General features: G+C 67.5%; 16 protein-coding genes. 8 read left to right on the top strand and 8 right to left on the bottom strand.

Features of this window, described 5'->3' with window-relative positions; all coding sequences use genetic code 11:
• The first annotated feature begins 41 nt into the window (after nt 1-41).
• The gene (locus ACQY4K_RS11555) at nt 42-1,343 is read left to right on the top strand and encodes an O-acetylhomoserine aminocarboxypropyltransferase/cysteine synthase family protein (RefSeq protein WP_428390355.1); all 1,302 of its coding nucleotides are present in this window, start codon (nt 42-44) and stop codon (nt 1,341-1,343) included.
• An 11-nt stretch (nt 1,344-1,354) separates the two neighbouring features.
• On the opposite strand, the gene ACQY4K_RS11550 is transcribed toward ACQY4K_RS11555, so the two are convergent.
• The 8 genes from ACQY4K_RS11550 to ACQY4K_RS11515 form a co-directional block, all read right to left on the bottom strand.
• Nucleotides 1,355-2,407: an aldo/keto reductase gene (locus tag ACQY4K_RS11550; RefSeq protein WP_428390354.1), complete on the bottom strand. Its 1,053-nt coding sequence runs from the start codon at nt 2,405-2,407 to the stop codon at nt 1,355-1,357.
• A gap of 11 nt (nt 2,408-2,418) precedes the next feature.
• Nucleotides 2,419-3,063 (bottom strand): nickel pincer cofactor biosynthesis protein LarB, encoded by a 645-nt coding sequence (larB, locus tag ACQY4K_RS11545; protein ID WP_428390353.1) that lies wholly within the window; start codon nt 3,061-3,063, stop codon nt 2,419-2,421.
• The gene (locus tag ACQY4K_RS11540; RefSeq protein ID WP_428390352.1) at nt 3,060-3,884 is read right to left on the bottom strand and encodes a hypothetical protein; all 825 of its coding nucleotides are present in this window, start codon (nt 3,882-3,884) and stop codon (nt 3,060-3,062) included. The genes larB and ACQY4K_RS11540 overlap by 4 nt, the downstream gene beginning before the upstream one ends.
• The gene (locus ACQY4K_RS11535; protein WP_428390351.1) at nt 3,881-5,077 is read right to left on the bottom strand and encodes a LarC family nickel insertion protein; all 1,197 of its coding nucleotides are present in this window, start codon (nt 5,075-5,077) and stop codon (nt 3,881-3,883) included. The genes ACQY4K_RS11540 and ACQY4K_RS11535 overlap by 4 nt, the downstream gene beginning before the upstream one ends.
• A gap of 67 nt (nt 5,078-5,144) precedes the next feature.
• Complete coding sequence (locus tag ACQY4K_RS11530; protein ID WP_428390350.1) at nt 5,145-5,837, bottom strand: S24 family peptidase; 693 nt, start codon at nt 5,835-5,837, stop codon at nt 5,145-5,147.
• A 91-nt stretch (nt 5,838-5,928) separates the two neighbouring features.
• Nucleotides 5,929-6,138, bottom strand: a complete 210-nt coding sequence (locus tag ACQY4K_RS11525) for a hypothetical protein (protein WP_428390349.1) — start codon at nt 6,136-6,138, stop codon at nt 5,929-5,931.
• A 204-nt stretch (nt 6,139-6,342) separates the two neighbouring features.
• The gene (locus ACQY4K_RS11520; protein WP_428390348.1) at nt 6,343-6,996 is read right to left on the bottom strand and encodes a class I SAM-dependent methyltransferase; all 654 of its coding nucleotides are present in this window, start codon (nt 6,994-6,996) and stop codon (nt 6,343-6,345) included.
• 74 nt (nt 6,997-7,070) lie between these two features.
• Nucleotides 7,071-7,697 (bottom strand): DedA family protein, encoded by a 627-nt coding sequence (locus ACQY4K_RS11515; RefSeq protein ID WP_428396085.1) that lies wholly within the window; start codon nt 7,695-7,697, stop codon nt 7,071-7,073.
• Nucleotides 7,698-7,816: 119 nt separating this feature from the next.
• On the opposite strand from ACQY4K_RS11515, the gene ACQY4K_RS11510 reads away from it, so the two are divergent.
• From ACQY4K_RS11510 to ACQY4K_RS11480, 7 genes are read left to right on the top strand one after another with little or no spacing between them, the layout of a single operon-like run.
• Nucleotides 7,817-9,712 (top strand): S9 family peptidase, encoded by a 1,896-nt coding sequence (locus ACQY4K_RS11510; protein WP_428390347.1) that lies wholly within the window; start codon nt 7,817-7,819, stop codon nt 9,710-9,712.
• A 28-nt stretch (nt 9,713-9,740) separates the two neighbouring features.
• Complete coding sequence (locus ACQY4K_RS11505) at nt 9,741-10,670, top strand: dihydrodipicolinate synthase family protein (RefSeq protein ID WP_428390346.1); 930 nt, start codon at nt 9,741-9,743, stop codon at nt 10,668-10,670.
• The gene (locus ACQY4K_RS11500; RefSeq protein WP_428390345.1) at nt 10,667-11,506 is read left to right on the top strand and encodes a dienelactone hydrolase family protein; all 840 of its coding nucleotides are present in this window, start codon (nt 10,667-10,669) and stop codon (nt 11,504-11,506) included. Before ACQY4K_RS11505 ends, ACQY4K_RS11500 begins: the two co-directional genes overlap by 4 nt.
• A gap of 19 nt (nt 11,507-11,525) precedes the next feature.
• A complete protein-coding gene (locus ACQY4K_RS11495; protein WP_428390344.1) occupies nt 11,526-11,846 on the top strand; it encodes an acyl carrier protein in 321 nt (106 codons plus the stop codon).
• Nucleotides 11,843-13,081: a beta-ketoacyl-[acyl-carrier-protein] synthase family protein gene (locus ACQY4K_RS11490; protein WP_428390343.1), complete on the top strand. Its 1,239-nt coding sequence runs from the start codon at nt 11,843-11,845 to the stop codon at nt 13,079-13,081. Before ACQY4K_RS11495 ends, ACQY4K_RS11490 begins: the two co-directional genes overlap by 4 nt.
• Complete coding sequence (locus tag ACQY4K_RS11485; RefSeq protein WP_428390342.1) at nt 13,078-14,142, top strand: type III polyketide synthase; 1,065 nt, start codon at nt 13,078-13,080, stop codon at nt 14,140-14,142. Before ACQY4K_RS11490 ends, ACQY4K_RS11485 begins: the two co-directional genes overlap by 4 nt.
• Nucleotides 14,139-14,843 (top strand): methyltransferase domain-containing protein, encoded by a 705-nt coding sequence (locus ACQY4K_RS11480; RefSeq protein WP_428390341.1) that lies wholly within the window; start codon nt 14,139-14,141, stop codon nt 14,841-14,843. The genes ACQY4K_RS11485 and ACQY4K_RS11480 overlap by 4 nt, the downstream gene beginning before the upstream one ends.

The raw sequence follows: 14,843 nt of genomic DNA, 5'->3' as shown, positions 1-14,843 counted from the left end.
CGGGCGGTTGAATAAAGAATTGTAAGCGGGAGGCGAGAGCGATGGGCGAGACCCAAGGGATGAAGGCGGAAACGCTGGCGCTACATGCCGGCTGGCGGGCGGACCCGGCCACCGGCGCCGTCGCGGTGCCGATCTACCAGACCACCTCCTACCAGTTCGAAAGCGCGGAGGCGGCGGCCGCCCTATTCGGGCTGCAGAAGCTGGGCAACATCTACACGCGGATCATGAACCCGACCAACGACGTGCTGGAAAAGCGCGTCGCGGCCCTTGAAGGCGGTGTCGCTGCCCTGGCGCTGGCCTCGGGCCAGGCGGCCTCGGCGCTGAGCGTGCAGAACCTGGCGCGCGCCGGCGACAACATTGTCTCCTCGACCGACCTGTATGGCGGCACCTGGAACCTGTTCGCCAATACGCTCCGCGACCAGGGCATCGAGGCACGCTTCGTCGATCCGGAGGATCCGAACGCCTTCCCGCGCGCCAGCGACGCACGCACCCGCGCTTGGTATGCCGAGACGCTGCCCAATCCGAAGTTGCGTTGCTTTCCGATCCGCGAGGTCGCGGGTCTTGGGCGGCCGCTGGGCATTCCGCTGATCGTCGACAATACCGCAGCCCCCTTGCTGGTGCGGCCGTTCGACCATGGTGCGGCGATCGTCGTCTATTCCGCGACAAAGTATCTCGGCGGTCACGGCACCTCGATCGGCGGCCTGATCGTCGATGGGGGCGCCTTCGACTGGGCGGCGCATAAGCAGCGCCAGCCTGCGCTGAACACGCCCGAGCCCTCCTATCACGGGGCGATCTGGACCGAGGCCGCCGCCCCGCTGGGGCCGATCGCCTATATTCTCAAGGCGCGCACCACGCTGCTGCGCGACCTCGGCTGCGCGATGTCGCCGTTCAACGCTTTTTTGCTGCTGCAAGGCATCGAAACCTTGGCCCTGCGGATGCGGGCGCACTCCGAAAACGCCGAGGCGGTGGCGCGCTTCCTGTCCAGGCACCCGAATGTCACGAAGGTCATCCATCCCTCGCACCATCCCGAAGGCGTAGGACGTTCACGCAGCGAGACGTATCTGCGAAACGGCAGAGGCGGTCTGCTGGGTTTCGAACTTGAGGGCGGCGCCGAAGCCGGCCGCAGGTTCATCGACCGGCTGCGCCTGTTCTACCATGTCGCCAATATCGGCGACGCCCGTTCGCTCGCGATCCACCCCGCGAGCACCACGCATTCGCAGCTCAGCGTGGATGAGCAACTCGCGACCGGGGTGTCACCGGGCTATGTGCGGCTCTCGATCGGCATCGAGCATATCGACGATATCGTGGCCGATCTCGCCCAGGCCCTCGCTGAACCGCGTTAGGCGACGGCGCTTCAGCCAAGCCATTGCGGGTTTTTGAAGGTCGAGTCGAAATGGTGCGTGGTCTTGTATTTCTCGGTCTTGCCGGTGCTCGCCACCCTGGCCGTGCGGGCCAACAGGTCCGCACGCTGCTCGGGTGTCATCGGCACGAACGTGCGCACCGCCTGCAGGTCCTGATGCAGGATCGGCATCTTGTCGATGCCGGTGATCTCGATCGAGATTGGCAGGTTCATCGGATATTGCAGCATCTCGATCGGTGAGGCGACCTTGCTGTCGACGATGAACGGGTCACCGAACGGCTTCATGCCCATGACCGCGGTGCCGTGCGCGAGAGCCACCGGCAGCACCTGCTTCTCGAAGCTTTCGAAATGCGCGTCCATGACGTTCAGCGGCATCTGCACGGTATCGAAATGGAAGTTGTGGGCGTCGGCGACTGTGAACATGTGCAGGTGGATCGCCGGGCTCTTATGGCCGGTGAAGCCGATGTAGCGGATCTTGCCCTGCTCGCGCGCCTTGAGCACCGCTTCCAGCGCGCCGTGCGGCGCGAACACGCGCCCAGGATCGTCCATGCGTATGATCTCGTGGAATTGCAGCAGATCGATATGGTCGGTCTGCAGCCGTGACAGCGACTGTTCGAGCTGGTGCATCGCGGACTTCGCGGTGCGGCCGTCGATCTTTGTCATCAGAAACACCCGGTCGCGCCAGCCGTGCTCCAGGGCGCGTCCCAGACGCACCTCGCTCTCACCGCCGTTATAGTCCCAGCAATTGTCACAGAAATTTATGCCATTATCGATCGCGGCATGCACGATGCGGATCGCCTCGGCGTTGGTCGCACCTCCGGGCTTGGCGAGGTGAAAGCCACCGACGCCGATCAACGAGACCATCTCGCCGGTTGTTCCAAGCGGCCGATACTTCATGTCGGGGTGCTGCGGGATCTTTGAGGTCACCGGGCCGGTGGGTTTGACCGCGCCGCCCTGACTGGTCTCGATGGCGGCAAAGGCGGCGGAAGACGCGCCTGCCGCGGCGAGGCCGAGGGCAGTGGCCTTGATGAAGCTGCGACGTTCCATGGTGAACTCCCCTAGCGCATATTAATGATGCGCAACGCAGCGCACGCGGCGCCATAGCCGTTGTCGATGTTGACGGTCACGATTCCCGGCGCGCAACTCGCCAGGATGGCATTCAGCGCCGCCTGGCCGCCGGCGGCAACGCCGTATCCGACCGAGGTCGGCACGGCGATGATGGCACCGGGCACAAGGCCGCCGATGACGCTTGGCAGTGCCGCATCCATGCCGGCCGCGACGATCAGTACACGCATGCGACGCAACTCTTCCAGCCGGCGCATCAGGCGCCACAGCCCGGCGACACCGACATCGGCGATCACCGGCACATCGTGACCATTGAAGCGCAAGCTGCGCGCGGCCTCCGCAGCGACCGCGAGATCGGAGGTTCCCGCGGTAACGATGGCGATGCCGCTGGTTGCCTCGACCGGCTTCGGCGCGCCGGAAAACGCCGTCCGCGACTGGGGATCATAGTCGAGAGTGGCGCGCAGGGAGGCGGGCAAGGCCTCGTGGGCAGCGGGATCAAGCCGGGTCAGCAGCATCGGCGACGCGGCAGCCTGCAGGATCGCGGCGATCTGTGACACCGTTTTGGAGGCGCAATAGACGGCCTCGCCGAAGCCGACACGCTCGGCGCGCATCGTGTCCAGCACGAACTCCTCGCTCATGCCGGCCTGCGTATGAAGGTGCTGCCGTTGCGATAAGGCGCGAAGCTGACCGGCGCCTGCAACCCGGCCGCGGACGCAATCGCCACGATGGCGGCCTCCAGTGAGGCCCTGGCGCCGTCGTCAAGGCTTTGCAGGGCGTCTTCGTCGAGTTCGATGACAATCCGGCCGGCACGCACACGGCAACGCGCGGTGCGTGGTCTCAGGGTGGCGATCACGCGCTGTTCGGCTTCGTGCACCATCGCCAGGACGCGCGGTTCAATTCGTATGCCGGTTTCGATCCTGCTCGACAGACACGGGGCGGATGCGAGTTCGGACAGGGCGCCGAGGCCGAGTTCCGCGGCCAGCGCGCGCACCATGCGCTTGTCGATACCAGCCTCGACGAACGGGTGCCTGACGTTGTGCCGGCTGGCGGCATCGAGTCCCGGCCGGTATTCGCCAAGGTCGTCGAGATTGGTGCCGGACAGGATCAGCCGATCGGTGCGACGGGCTACGGCGCCATAGAGATTGGTCTTGCAGAAGAAGCAGCGGTTGACCGGATTGGCGCGGTAATCGGGATCATCGAACTCGCCGGCGTCGAATACATCCAGGCTCCAGCCTTGAAATGCGGCGAGCGCACGGGTGCGCGCCGTCGCCTCCGCCGGCACCGCGGGCGAGGTTGCGTGGTGCATGCTGACCCGATCCCCGAGAATGCGTTGGGCCGCGGTCGCCAGGGTCAGGCTGTCGACACCGCCGCTGACCGCGATCGCCGCCTGGTCGAGGCTGGAAAGTTCGTGTTCGAGCCGCTGGCGCGCGGTCATGCCCAAGGTCATGCTCAAGGTCATGCATCGCTCTCCGCGCGCCGCTCGGCGTCGCGTCGAACACGGGTGCGCGCCGCGTGTCCCGCGAGCCCCAGCAGGTGATCGGATTCGATCTTGCCGGTGATCCCGTCCGGACGCTCGACCAGCTTGACCTGCAGCGATCGGTCGGGCCCCGCCACCTCGGTGAACCGTCGCACCAGCGCGCGGCCTTGCACAAGATGCGTGCGCAGGCCGATCGTCGTGGTCTCGCGAAAACAGGCATCGATGGCAGACTCTAGGCAAGCCGGTTGCGCCAAGACCTGCACCTGGACGGCAAAGCGGCCCTTCTTGCCGATGGCAGCGATCTGGATCACGTCGTGGACACCCTCGGTTGTGCGTATTCTATCAAGCCCGACGGCGAGTTCCTCCCCGGATTGATCGTCGATCTCAAACGCGATCACGGCAAGCTCCCGATGCTCCGGGCTGTTGGCCGATGGCATGTCAAATGACAACACGCGCAGGCAGTTGCTGACACCCGGCAGCACCCGGGTGCCGAAGCCATGGCCGGCTCCACGCAGGATCCCCGGCGGACGCCGTGCGGACGTGGCCGTCAGATGACGCAGGATGGCGGCACCCGTCGGCGTCACCCGCTCGCCCGCGATACCGTCATCGAGCGTCGCGAACCCCTCCAGCAGCAGCACTGTCGCGGGTGTCGGCACCGGCATCACACCGTGCGCTGTGGCAACCCTGCCGGCGCCGATCGGCAGCGCGCCCACGCTCCAGCTTGCCGGCCCGATGGCGGCGATCAGCCAGGCGGCGGCGACAATATCGGCGATCGAATCCGCGGCACCCACCTCGTGGAAGGCGACCGCGTCGGGGACAACACCGTGCACACGCGCTTCCGCCTCGGCGAGACAGCCAAAGATGCCGATGGCGTGCGCGCGCACCGATGCAGGCAGGTCCGAGGTCTCAAGGCGCGCGCGGATGGCGCGCCAATACACATGCTCGGCATGCGCGGTGGGCACATGATGCGCATGTTCGGCATGCGCCGTGGTCACCTCGAAGCGCCGGCCGGTCAGGGTTCCGTCATTATGGTCGTGCAGCCGGCAGGAGATGCCTGCCAGGGACTCCGCCGCCTCGATGACGTCGTCGCCTTGCTCGGGCATCAGGTCGAGCAAGCTGGCTACGAACATGTCGCCGGCGATGCCGCCGAGCGGATCAAGATGGAGATGTCGCATGAAGGCCACGCCTGCGTTGCACGGACGGGCAACGCGCGACGCCGGCCCTTGGTTACACGTTTTGGGGTTACACGATTTTGGTGCCTCGCCAGACGACGCGGCCGACGACACGGAGGGTTTCGCGCGCGCCTCGCGCAATCACCTGTGGCGGATCGCGCGGCCGATCGGTGCGCACCAGCACCCCGCCATCCAGCGTGCGCTCCAGGCGGCGTATGATCAGTTCGCCGTCGGCGTCGACAAGGTGCAAAGCGAGCGACTGGATGTCAGTGTCCTCGGTGTCGATCAGCAACAGGTCGCCGCGTGCGACCGCGGGTTCCATGGCGCCGCTCTGGGCCTCAAACGCCGCCAGGTGGCGTGGCTCGCAGTCGCGTTGCGCCCGCAGCCAGGCCGCATCAAACAATACGCCATCGAATTGATGCACGACCTCATCGCTGCTGGCGAGACGACGAACGCGCACCAATCCGTCAGGCTTTCCGGGGGCGTGCCACGATGTCGCCTGGGCAGGATACGCCTGCATCTCGCCGACCAGCCAGGCGAGGCTGACATTGCAGGCGGCGCAGAGCTGCATTGCCGTGGCCAGCTTCATCTCGCCGCCGGCGAGGTATGAACCAAGCGTGCTCAACGCGACTCCCGACCGTATGGCCACGTGCTTGGTGCCACCGGCACGCTGAACCGCGGCGCGCAGACGTTCAGTGCAGCCGGTCGGCAGGGCGGACGGCTTGGCGGCGCCATTGCGGGCTTGCCCCTGGCTCGCTGACATCTCTCGTTCTCCCGCAAATCCCGCCTGAAATCGGGATACGCAGGACAGGCAAAACCGGATGCGCGCGCGCCCATGATAGGGCCGTCAGGTGTCAGCGGGCTGCCTGCCTCCCGAAGCGCAGCGCCTGGCTGTCGGCATCGCGCTGCATCTTGGCGGCGGTCTCCTCATCGCCGGCCCGTTGCCAGGCGGTGGCGACGTTCTGCAGGAAGACGGCGCGCGCCGCGAGCCCGGTCGGGCTGTAGGCAGCCGGAGGCCGCCTCTCCAGAAAGCTGGGGATGCCGATCTCTTTACGACGAGACATGAAATTCTCCGCGAAAGGCGATACCGTTCTCGCATCCTATCAACACAAGTCACGAGTTCAAACAAAATGATCGGACAGAGCATAGAGCAGGCCGTTATTTCAGCGGATTTCACAGCATATTCTGAGTTTATTCGCCAATACTCCGCAGCTCTTGAAGGTCATGCGGAATGATATTGATTTTGTTGAATTTTGTCCAATCGTCTGTCAGGCCGCCTTGCGGCAGACCAGCAGCACGGTATCGACCTTGGGAGTCGCGACGAAGCCGTCACGCAGGTGGAGCCGTGGCGCCAGACGCAGGCCGAGCGGCATGAAGACGCGGTTATACCACCATAGTGCGCGCTGCCGTCGGGAGCGCAGAAGCCGCATGCCGAGGGCCACCAGCCGTGGGCTGCGGGGCTGCATCCCGAAGAGCGCGCTCTGCCGCACCTGGAAGCCCGCGGCCGCCAGCAGGGCAAGCAGGCGGTCGGGTTCATAGCGACGGGCGTGGCCGACTTCGGCGTCGAACGCGGTCCAGGCGGCCTGGTGCAGCGGCACCGACACCAGCAGCGCGCCGCCGGGCGCCGTGACTCGGGCGAGTTCGGCAAAGGCCGCGTCGTCGTCCTCGACATGCTCGACGACGTCGAACGCCGCCACCAGGTCGAAGGCGGCGCTGGCCAATGGCAGGGCCGTCACCAGGCCGTCCGCGACGCAGCCGCCGGCCCGGCGCAGCACGCATAGCGGCGGCAGGCTGAGATCGACGAAGCAGGTGCCGGCGATCGGCAGGCGCGGCCGCAGGCCAGGTGCGACTTCCAGCCGCCGGCGTGCATGCAGCGCCAGGCGGCGCACCAGCGGCCAGGTGTTGAAGCGCTCCGGCCGCACCAGCCATGCCTCCGACCAGAGCCGGTCGTAAAAGCGGCGATTGACGTCACCCAGGGCGTCGATAGGCAGGGCGATTACCCCCGCGCGCCGGCTGCCGCTTCCGCCTCCCGGGTCAGCCGGTGTTCGTTACGCTTAAGAAAGACAAAGGCGCCGATGACGACGATCGCGGCCACGAGTCCCACGGCGATCCCGAGCGGCCCGGAGATCCGCTCCGCTTCCTTGCCGAGCAGATAGGCGGCAATGCCGTAGCCGCCGGCCCAGCCTATGCCTCCGAGAGCATTGTAAAGCAGGAATTTCGGCCAGGGCATGTGATTGGCCCCGGCGAGCAGGGCGACGAAGGTGCGCAGAATGGCGATGAAGCGGCCGAAGAACACCACCTTGGAGCCGTGCCGATGAAACAGATAGCGGCCGAGCTTGAGTCGCTGGTCGTTCAGCCCGATATGGCGCCCGAACCGGGCGAGCACACGGTAGCCGATCTGTCGGCCAATGAGATAGCCAAAATTGTCGCCCATGATGGCGCCGACGATGGCGACGGCAATGACCCAGACGATATCCAGCTGGTGCGTGGTGGCGCAATATATCGCGGCGCCGATGATCATGCTTTCGCCGGGCAGTGGCGCGCCCATGCTCTCCAGCATGACGGTAAGCCCGACGACGCCGTAGCCGTAATGCGCCAGGAGGTGATTGAGATGGTGGAACAGGGTCGCCTCCGGACATTCAGGCTGTCGCCTGCCAGCGAGCCTAAAGGAAGGCAAGGCTGATGACGAACGCTATAACGGCACCCCCTCTACCGGCAGCATGTGGAAGTTGGCGGTCCGCGGTGAGCGCGGATTTGGTCGCAGCACGGACGATCGCGCTGTCCGCGCTGCGCGCCGACGCGGGCACGCTCTATTGGCTGGAAAACCGTCCCGCCGAGGATGGCCGCGGCGTGCTCTGTGCCCGGAACCAGGACGGCATGGTCCGGGTGCTGACCCCGGCACCCTTCAACGTTGGCTCGCGTGTGCATGAATATGGCGGTGGCGCCTACGCTGTCCATGGCGGCCGGATCGGCTTCAGCCACCGGCCGGACGGCTCGGTCTGGCTGATCGAACCGGGTGCGCCGCCGCGCCCGGTGTGCCAGGTCGCGGGCCTGCGCTTTGCGGATTTTTGCTTCATGCCGGACGGCCGCGCGCTGCTGGCGGTGCGCGAGGACCATCGCGACGCCGGAGCCGCGCAGCCGGAGGCCGCGATCGTCGCCCTGTCGCTCGACGCCGACGGCGCCGCCAACGAGGGGGAAGTCATGGTACGCGGCCCGGCCTTCCTCGCCAGCCCACGGGTGTCCGCCGATGGCGCGCAGCTCGCCTGGATCGCCTGGGACCATCCCGACATGCCTTGGGATGCGACCAGGCTGCACTGCGCCCCGCTGCTTGTTGACGGCGTAACCCGGCTCGGGGAGGCGCGTTGTCTCGCCGGCGGCGACGAGTCTCTGATGCAGCCGCTGTTCGCGCCGGACGGAACATTGCACGTGTGCTCGGATCGCAGCGGCTGGTGGAACCTCTATCGGCTGGACGCGGACCACACGCTGCAACCGGTCTGCCCGATGGCGTGCGAGATCGGCGAGCCGCCCTGGTCGTTCGGCCAACGCGCCTACGACTTCCTGCCGGACGGACGGATCGTCGCCGCCGTGATCGAGACGGGCCGCATCTCGGCCATGCTGCTTGCGGACAAGGCTGCGACCAGGCTGCCGATCGGCGCGGTCACGGAATGCCCGGTGGTGCTGGCCGGCGCCGGCGGGGCCGCCCAGCTCGGCTGGCTGCGGGCAGCACCCGATGCGCCGGCGGCGGTAATGATTGCACCGCTGGCAGGCGGGGGCGCCCCCGCCATCGTGACGGTCGCCCATGAACTGCCGCTGCCACCGGAAGATATCGCGCGTGCCGAGGCGATCCGTTTCACCGTGGCGGACGGCGGCACCGGTCATGCCTTCTACTACGCGCCGACCAATCACCGTTATTGCATCCCCGACGGCGAGCGGCCGCCTTTGCTGGTGATGGCGCATGGCGGTCCCACGGCGATGACGAGTGCGGCGCTGTCGCTGCGCATCCAATGGTGGACCAGCCGCGGCATCGGCGTGGTGGACGTCAATTACGGCGGCTCGACCGGCTTCGGGCGCGCCTATCGTCGTCGGCTCGACGGCCAATGGGGCATCGTCGACGTCGACGACTGCATCGCCGCCTGTGCGCATCTGGTCGCCACCGGACGCGCCGATCCGGCGCGGCTTGCCATCCGCGGCAGCAGCGCCGGCGGCTTCACGGTGCTGGCCGCCCTGACCCGCTCGTCGCTGTTCTCGGCGGCCGCCTGCCTCTACGGCATCGGCGATCTGACCCTGCTGGCCAGCGAGACGCACAAGTTCGAGGCGCGCTATCTCGACCGGCTGCTCGGCAGCTTGGCCGAACATCGCGACATCTATGAGGCGCGCTCGCCGATCCGCAATCTGGACGCGGTGCGCTGCCCGGTGATCTTCTTTCATGGTCTGCAGGACAAAGTGGTGCCGGTCGGCCAGACGCGGGCGATGGCAGCGGCACTCCGGGCGCGCGGCGTTCCGGTGACGGTGCACGAGTTTGCCGGCGAAGCGCACGGCTTTCGTCGCGAGGCGACCATCCGCCAGGTGCTGGAGCTGGAACTCGCCTTCTACGGCGAGCAATTCGGCTTTACCCCGGCAACCTCGACAACGCCTTAGCGCGTTAGCGCGAGGAGAGCGGGAAGTCATGATGACCAGCAGCAATGCGCCCTACCGGGGAATTTTCCCGGTGGCGCCGACCATTTTCGACGAGCGCGGCGCCATCGACATGCCGTGCCAGTTGCGCTGCATCGATTTCATGATCGATTGCGGCATCGATGGGCTTTGCATCCTCGCCAATTTTTCCGAGCAGTTCGTCCTCTCCGACGAGGAGCGCGCGCTGCTGACGCGCGCGATCCTCGAGCATGTCGCAGGCCGCGTGCCGGTGATCGTGACCACCACGCATTGCAGCTCGCGTCTGTGCGCCGAACGCAGCCGTGCTGCGCAGGCGATGGGGGCGGCGATGGTGATGGTGATGCCGCCTTACCATGGTGCGACGATCCGGCTAAGTGAGGCCGCGATCTTCGATTTCTTCCGCGCCGTCTCGGACGCGATCGACATCCCGGTCATGGTCCAGGACGCGCCGGTCAGCGGCACGCTGCTCTCGGTCGAGCTGCTGGCACGGATGGCGCGCGAGATCGAACAGGTCCGTTATTTCAAGATCGAGGTGCCGCAGGCGGCGGCCAAGCTGCGCCGGCTGATCGCGACTGGCGGTGAGGCGATAGAGGGCCCATGGGACGGCGAGGAGGCGATCACCCTGCTCGCCGATCTGGAGGCCGGCGCCACCGGCAGCGTCACCGGCGGCGCCTATGCCGATCTCGTCGGGCCGATCCTGCGCGCCTGGCAGGCGGGCGACCGCGCCGCGGCCGTCGCCGGCTACGAACGCTGCCTGCCGCTGATCAACTACGAGAACCGCCAATGCGGGCTGCTTGCGGCCAAAAGCCTGATGCAAGAGGGCGGCATCATCGCCTGCGAGACGCCGCGCCATCCGCTGGTCCCGCTCGATCCGGCAACCCGCCTTGGCCTGATCGAGACGGCGCGTCGGCTTGATCCGCTAGTACTAAGATGGGGCCGATGAATCCCTCCCTTGCCCGGCGCGGCTTCGTCATGACCTCGCTGATCGGCGGCCTGACCATGGCCACGCCGCGCGCGCTGGCACAGGTCATTCACACCGACAGCAACGGGCTGGTCGCGGGCGAGGTGCAGATCCCCGTGGCGGACGGGCATCTGCCCGCCTACGCCGCTCGGCCGGCGGGTGCGGGACCCTATGCCACGGTGCTGGTGATCGAGGAGATCTTCGGCGTCCACGACTACATCAAGGATGTCTGCCGACGTCTGGCCAAGGCCGGCTACCTGGCGGTGGCTCCCGAGCTCTATGCCCGCCTCGCCGACCTGTCGAAGCTGACCGATCCACAGGAGATCGTGCGTGACGTTATCGACAGGGCGCCGGATGCGACGATGCTGTCGGACCTCGACGCGACCGCTGCCTGGGCCACGGCACACGGCCACGGCAATCCCGCCCGGCTGGGCGTCACCGGCTTCTGCCGCGGCGGCCGCGACACCTGGATCTATGCCGCGCACAACCAGGCGCTGAAGGCGGCGGTCGCCTGGTATGGGCCGCTCGGGGGTGCGCGCACCGCAATTCAGCCGCAGGACCCGCTTGATGTCGCGGCCTCTCTGCAATGCCCGCTGCTCGGCCTGTATGGTGGTGCGGATCCATCGAGCTCGCCGGCGCAGCGCCATGAGGCGGAAGCCCGTGCGCACGCTGCCGGCCGGCAGGTCACGTTTATCGTCTATCCCGACGCACCACACGGTTTTCACGCGGACTACCGGCCGAGTTACCGGCGCGAAGCGGCCGAGGACGGTTGGACGCGCATGCTGGCGTGGTTCGCCAGCCACGGGGTAGAAGCATAAGGATTGAGGAGCAGACCGAATGCCGCAAGCCGATACCAGGGGAGTGTTGCCGGAGCAGGATCCACGCACGCCCGACATTCTCGATATCGTCGCCAAGGAAACCCAGATCGATCGCGGCAAACTCGGGCTCGATGCCTCCATCGAACAGCTCGGCATTCCGTCGCTCGACATGGTGCAGACGATCTTCGAAATCGAATCACGCTATGACGTTGAAATCCCCGTGGTCTCCGACCAGGCCGGGGCGGAGTTCGGCACCATCGGCGATTTGGTGGCGCATGTGTTGCGCTCCATCGATGCCACCCGCGCTAGGGAAGCGGCGAGCAGCGCGGCCATCGGTTGAACCGCCGCGTCGCCATCACCGGCATCGGCGGCATCGCCGCCACCGGCAACGATATCCCCCGACTATGGACCGCGCTCAAGGCCGGCATCTGCGGCATTGGTCCGATCACCAACATCCCAACCGAGCGGCTGACGGCCCGGGTCGCGGCCGAGATCAAGGGGTTTAATCCGCCCGCGCATTTCGAGCCGAAACGGCTGGCGCTGCTGGATCGCGGCACCCAGCTCGCGTTGGTCGCCACCCGCGAAGCGGTGCGCGACGCCGGCATCGACACGGCGGCAGCCGGGGGCCGCGGCGGCGCGGTGCTGGCCGCGGCCCTGGGCCATGACAGCCTGGATGCCACCTACAAGAGCTTCTACGGCGACGGCGCCAGCCGGGTGCATCCGTTCACCGTGCCGCGCGCCATGCCAAGCGGTGCCGCAAGCCACATCTCGATGGAGTTCGGCCTGCGCGGGCCGACAATGGCGCTGGCCTCCGCCTGTGCCTCGTCCAACCATGCGATCGGCTACGCCTTTCAAATGGTCCGCGCCGGCATGCTCGACCTTGCCATCACCGGCGGCGCCGACGCCTCCGTGGTGGTCGGGTTCCTTAAAAGCTGGGAGGCGCTGCGGGTGCTCAGCCCGGATGTCTGCCGGCCGTTCTCTCTGGGCCGCGCCGGCTTGGTGATTGGCGAGGGGGGTGCGATGTTCGTGCTGGAGGCCTGGGACGCCGCGGTGGCGCGTGGGGCCGCGATCCATGCCGAATTGATCGGCTTCGGCTGCTCCGCCGACGCCGGCGACATTACCGCACCGAGTGCGGCGGGTGCGGCGGCGTCGATGCAGGCGGCGCTGGCCGACGCGGGGCTGCCGTCGGCGGCTATCGGCTACGTCAATGCGCATGGCACCGGCACGCGGCTGAACGACCGCACCGAGGTTGCCGCCCTGCGCATGGTGTTCGGCGACCATTTGCCCAAGCTCCCCGTCTCCTCGACGAAATCAATGCTGGGCCATTGCATGACCGCGAGCGGCGCGCTGGAGCTGGTGGCGACGGTGCTCGCTTTGCGCGACGGCGTGCTGCCGCCGACGATCGGTTTCACCGCACTCGATCCTGAGTGCGACATCGACTGCGTCCCGAACGCAAGCCGTGCGTGCGCGGTCGAGTTCGCCCTGTCCAATTCGCTGGCGTTCGGCGGGCTGAACGCCACCCTGGTCGCACGACGCGCATCCGCACGGCCGCATCGCACGTTGGAGAGCGCATGACCCCGCATATCAACCGGATCGGCACCGCGGTGCCGGAGCAGGACGTGCATCGTCCGTTCCTGGCGTTCGCGCGCACGCTGCTCGCCGACGACCGCGCGCGCATGGTGTTCGACCGCATGGCCGAGCGTGCCGGGATTGCGCATCGCTATTCGCATCTGCGTCCAGGCAGGCTCGAGGCCGGCGAGGTCGACGCCGACGGCTTCTACCGCCGTGGCGCATTCCCGACCACCGCGGCCCGCATGCGGCTGTATGAGCCGTTCGCGCGCAGCCTGGCGCTGCAAGCCGCGGACGCTCTGGATCTGGGCGCCGACCGCCGTCGCATCACCCATGTGGTAGTGGCCTCCTGCACCGGCTTCACCGCGCCGGGCCTCGATCTGCAACTCACCGAGGCGCTGGACCTGCCCCTCTCCGTCGGCCGCAGCCTGATCGGCTTCATGGGCTGCTCGGCGGCGGTACCGGCGCTGCGGCTGGCCTGCGATACGGTACGCGCGGACCCGCGCGCCCGCGTGCTGGTGGTAAACTGCGAACTCAGCACCTTGCACCTGCAGGAGACCTCGGACCTGGAGACGGTGCTGTCGTTCATGCTGTTCGCCGACGGCGCCTCGGCGGCCCTGGTCAGCGCCGACCCGGTGGGGCTGGCGATCGAGGATTTCCAGAGCGCCATCATTCCCGACAGCGAGCGCCTGATCACCTGGCGGATCGGCGATCAGGGCTTCGACATGCACCTGTCGGGCAAGGTGCCGGGACGGATCGCCGAGGCGCTGCGCGGCGAGGGCGGCGCCGACATGCTGCGCGGCCGTGCGGCGGACGCCTATGATCTGTGGGCGGTGCATGCCGGCGGCCGCACCGTGCTCGACGCGGTCGAGATCAGCCTGTCGCTGCCGCCAGCGGCGCTGCGCCATTCGCGCGCGGTGCTGCATGACTACGGCAACATGTCGTCGGCGACGGTGATGTTCGTGCTCGCCCGGATGCTCGCCGAACGGGAGGGTACGCGTGGCCTCGCCATGGCGTTCGGCCCGGGCATGGTGGCGGAGAGCTTCTGCTTCCGACGCGCGGCTTGACGGATCTGTCGCGCCGCGCGCCGGGCCCCGAGATCCTCGATGCGGATGACGTCGGACCGGAGACATTTGCCGCGGTGATGGACGACCTCGCCGCGGTCAGCCGGGTGATGCTGGCGCATGCGCCGACCATCGGCTTCCTGCAACGCGCGACAAGCGGCTTGCCGCTCGGCAGCCGCATCTCCGTGCTCGATGTCGGCAGCGGCGAAGGCGATCTGCTGCGGCGGATACGACGCTGGTCGAATCGGCGCGGCCTGCAAGCGCGACTCACCGGCCTTGACCTCAACCCGCGCAGCGAGGGGGCTGCGAACGCCAGGACGCCCGCGGCAATGGCGATCGAGTACGTCACCGGCGACGTGTTCGACTATCCCGGGCAAGCCGACTTCGTGGTCAGCTCACTGTTCACCCACCATCTGACCGACGGGCAGGTAATCGACTTTCTACGCTGGATGGACGCCCGCGCCGCGCGTGGCTGGTTCGTCAACGACCTGCACCGGCACCGAATCGCCTATACCGGCTTCGGCATCGCAGCCCGGCTGGCGCGCTGGCACCGGATCGTGCGTCTGGACGGGCAGACCTCGGTGGCGCGGAGCTTTCGCGTCGGCGATTGGCGGGCGCTGCTGGCGGCGGCCGGGGTCGAGGCGCAGTTGCGCTGGCGGCCGATGTTCCGGCTCTGCGTCGAGGGACTTGGCCGCGCCAACTGA

Source organism: Lichenicoccus sp. (assembly GCF_965276875.1).
GTDB lineage: Bacteria > Pseudomonadota > Alphaproteobacteria > Acetobacterales > Acetobacteraceae > Lichenicoccus.
This window is presented reverse-complemented; position numbering and strand designations above follow the sequence as displayed.

Bases quoted from the DNA above. Each gene is read 5' to 3' on its own strand.
- ACQY4K_RS11555 (WP_428390355.1), top strand. From the start codon at position 42: ATGGGCGAGACCCAAGGGATGAAGGCGGAAACGCTGGCGCTACATGCC.
- ACQY4K_RS11550 (WP_428390354.1), bottom strand. From the start codon at position 2,407: ATGGAACGTCGCAGCTTCATCAAGGCCACTGCCCTCGGCCTCGCCGCG.
- larB (WP_428390353.1), bottom strand. From the start codon at position 3,063: ATGAGCGAGGAGTTCGTGCTGGACACGATGCGCGCCGAGCGTGTCGGC.
- ACQY4K_RS11540 (WP_428390352.1), bottom strand. From the start codon at position 3,884: ATGACCTTGAGCATGACCTTGGGCATGACCGCGCGCCAGCGGCTCGAA.
- ACQY4K_RS11535 (WP_428390351.1), bottom strand. From the start codon at position 5,077: ATGCGACATCTCCATCTTGATCCGCTCGGCGGCATCGCCGGCGACATG.
- ACQY4K_RS11530 (WP_428390350.1), bottom strand. From the start codon at position 5,837: ATGTCAGCGAGCCAGGGGCAAGCCCGCAATGGCGCCGCCAAGCCGTCC.
- ACQY4K_RS11525 (WP_428390349.1), bottom strand. From the start codon at position 6,138: ATGTCTCGTCGTAAAGAGATCGGCATCCCCAGCTTTCTGGAGAGGCGG.
- ACQY4K_RS11505 (WP_428390346.1), top strand. From the start codon at position 9,741: ATGATGACCAGCAGCAATGCGCCCTACCGGGGAATTTTCCCGGTGGCG.
- ACQY4K_RS11500 (WP_428390345.1), top strand. From the start codon at position 10,667: ATGAATCCCTCCCTTGCCCGGCGCGGCTTCGTCATGACCTCGCTGATC.
- ACQY4K_RS11495 (WP_428390344.1), top strand. From the start codon at position 11,526: ATGCCGCAAGCCGATACCAGGGGAGTGTTGCCGGAGCAGGATCCACGC.
- ACQY4K_RS11485 (WP_428390342.1), top strand. From the start codon at position 13,078: ATGACCCCGCATATCAACCGGATCGGCACCGCGGTGCCGGAGCAGGAC.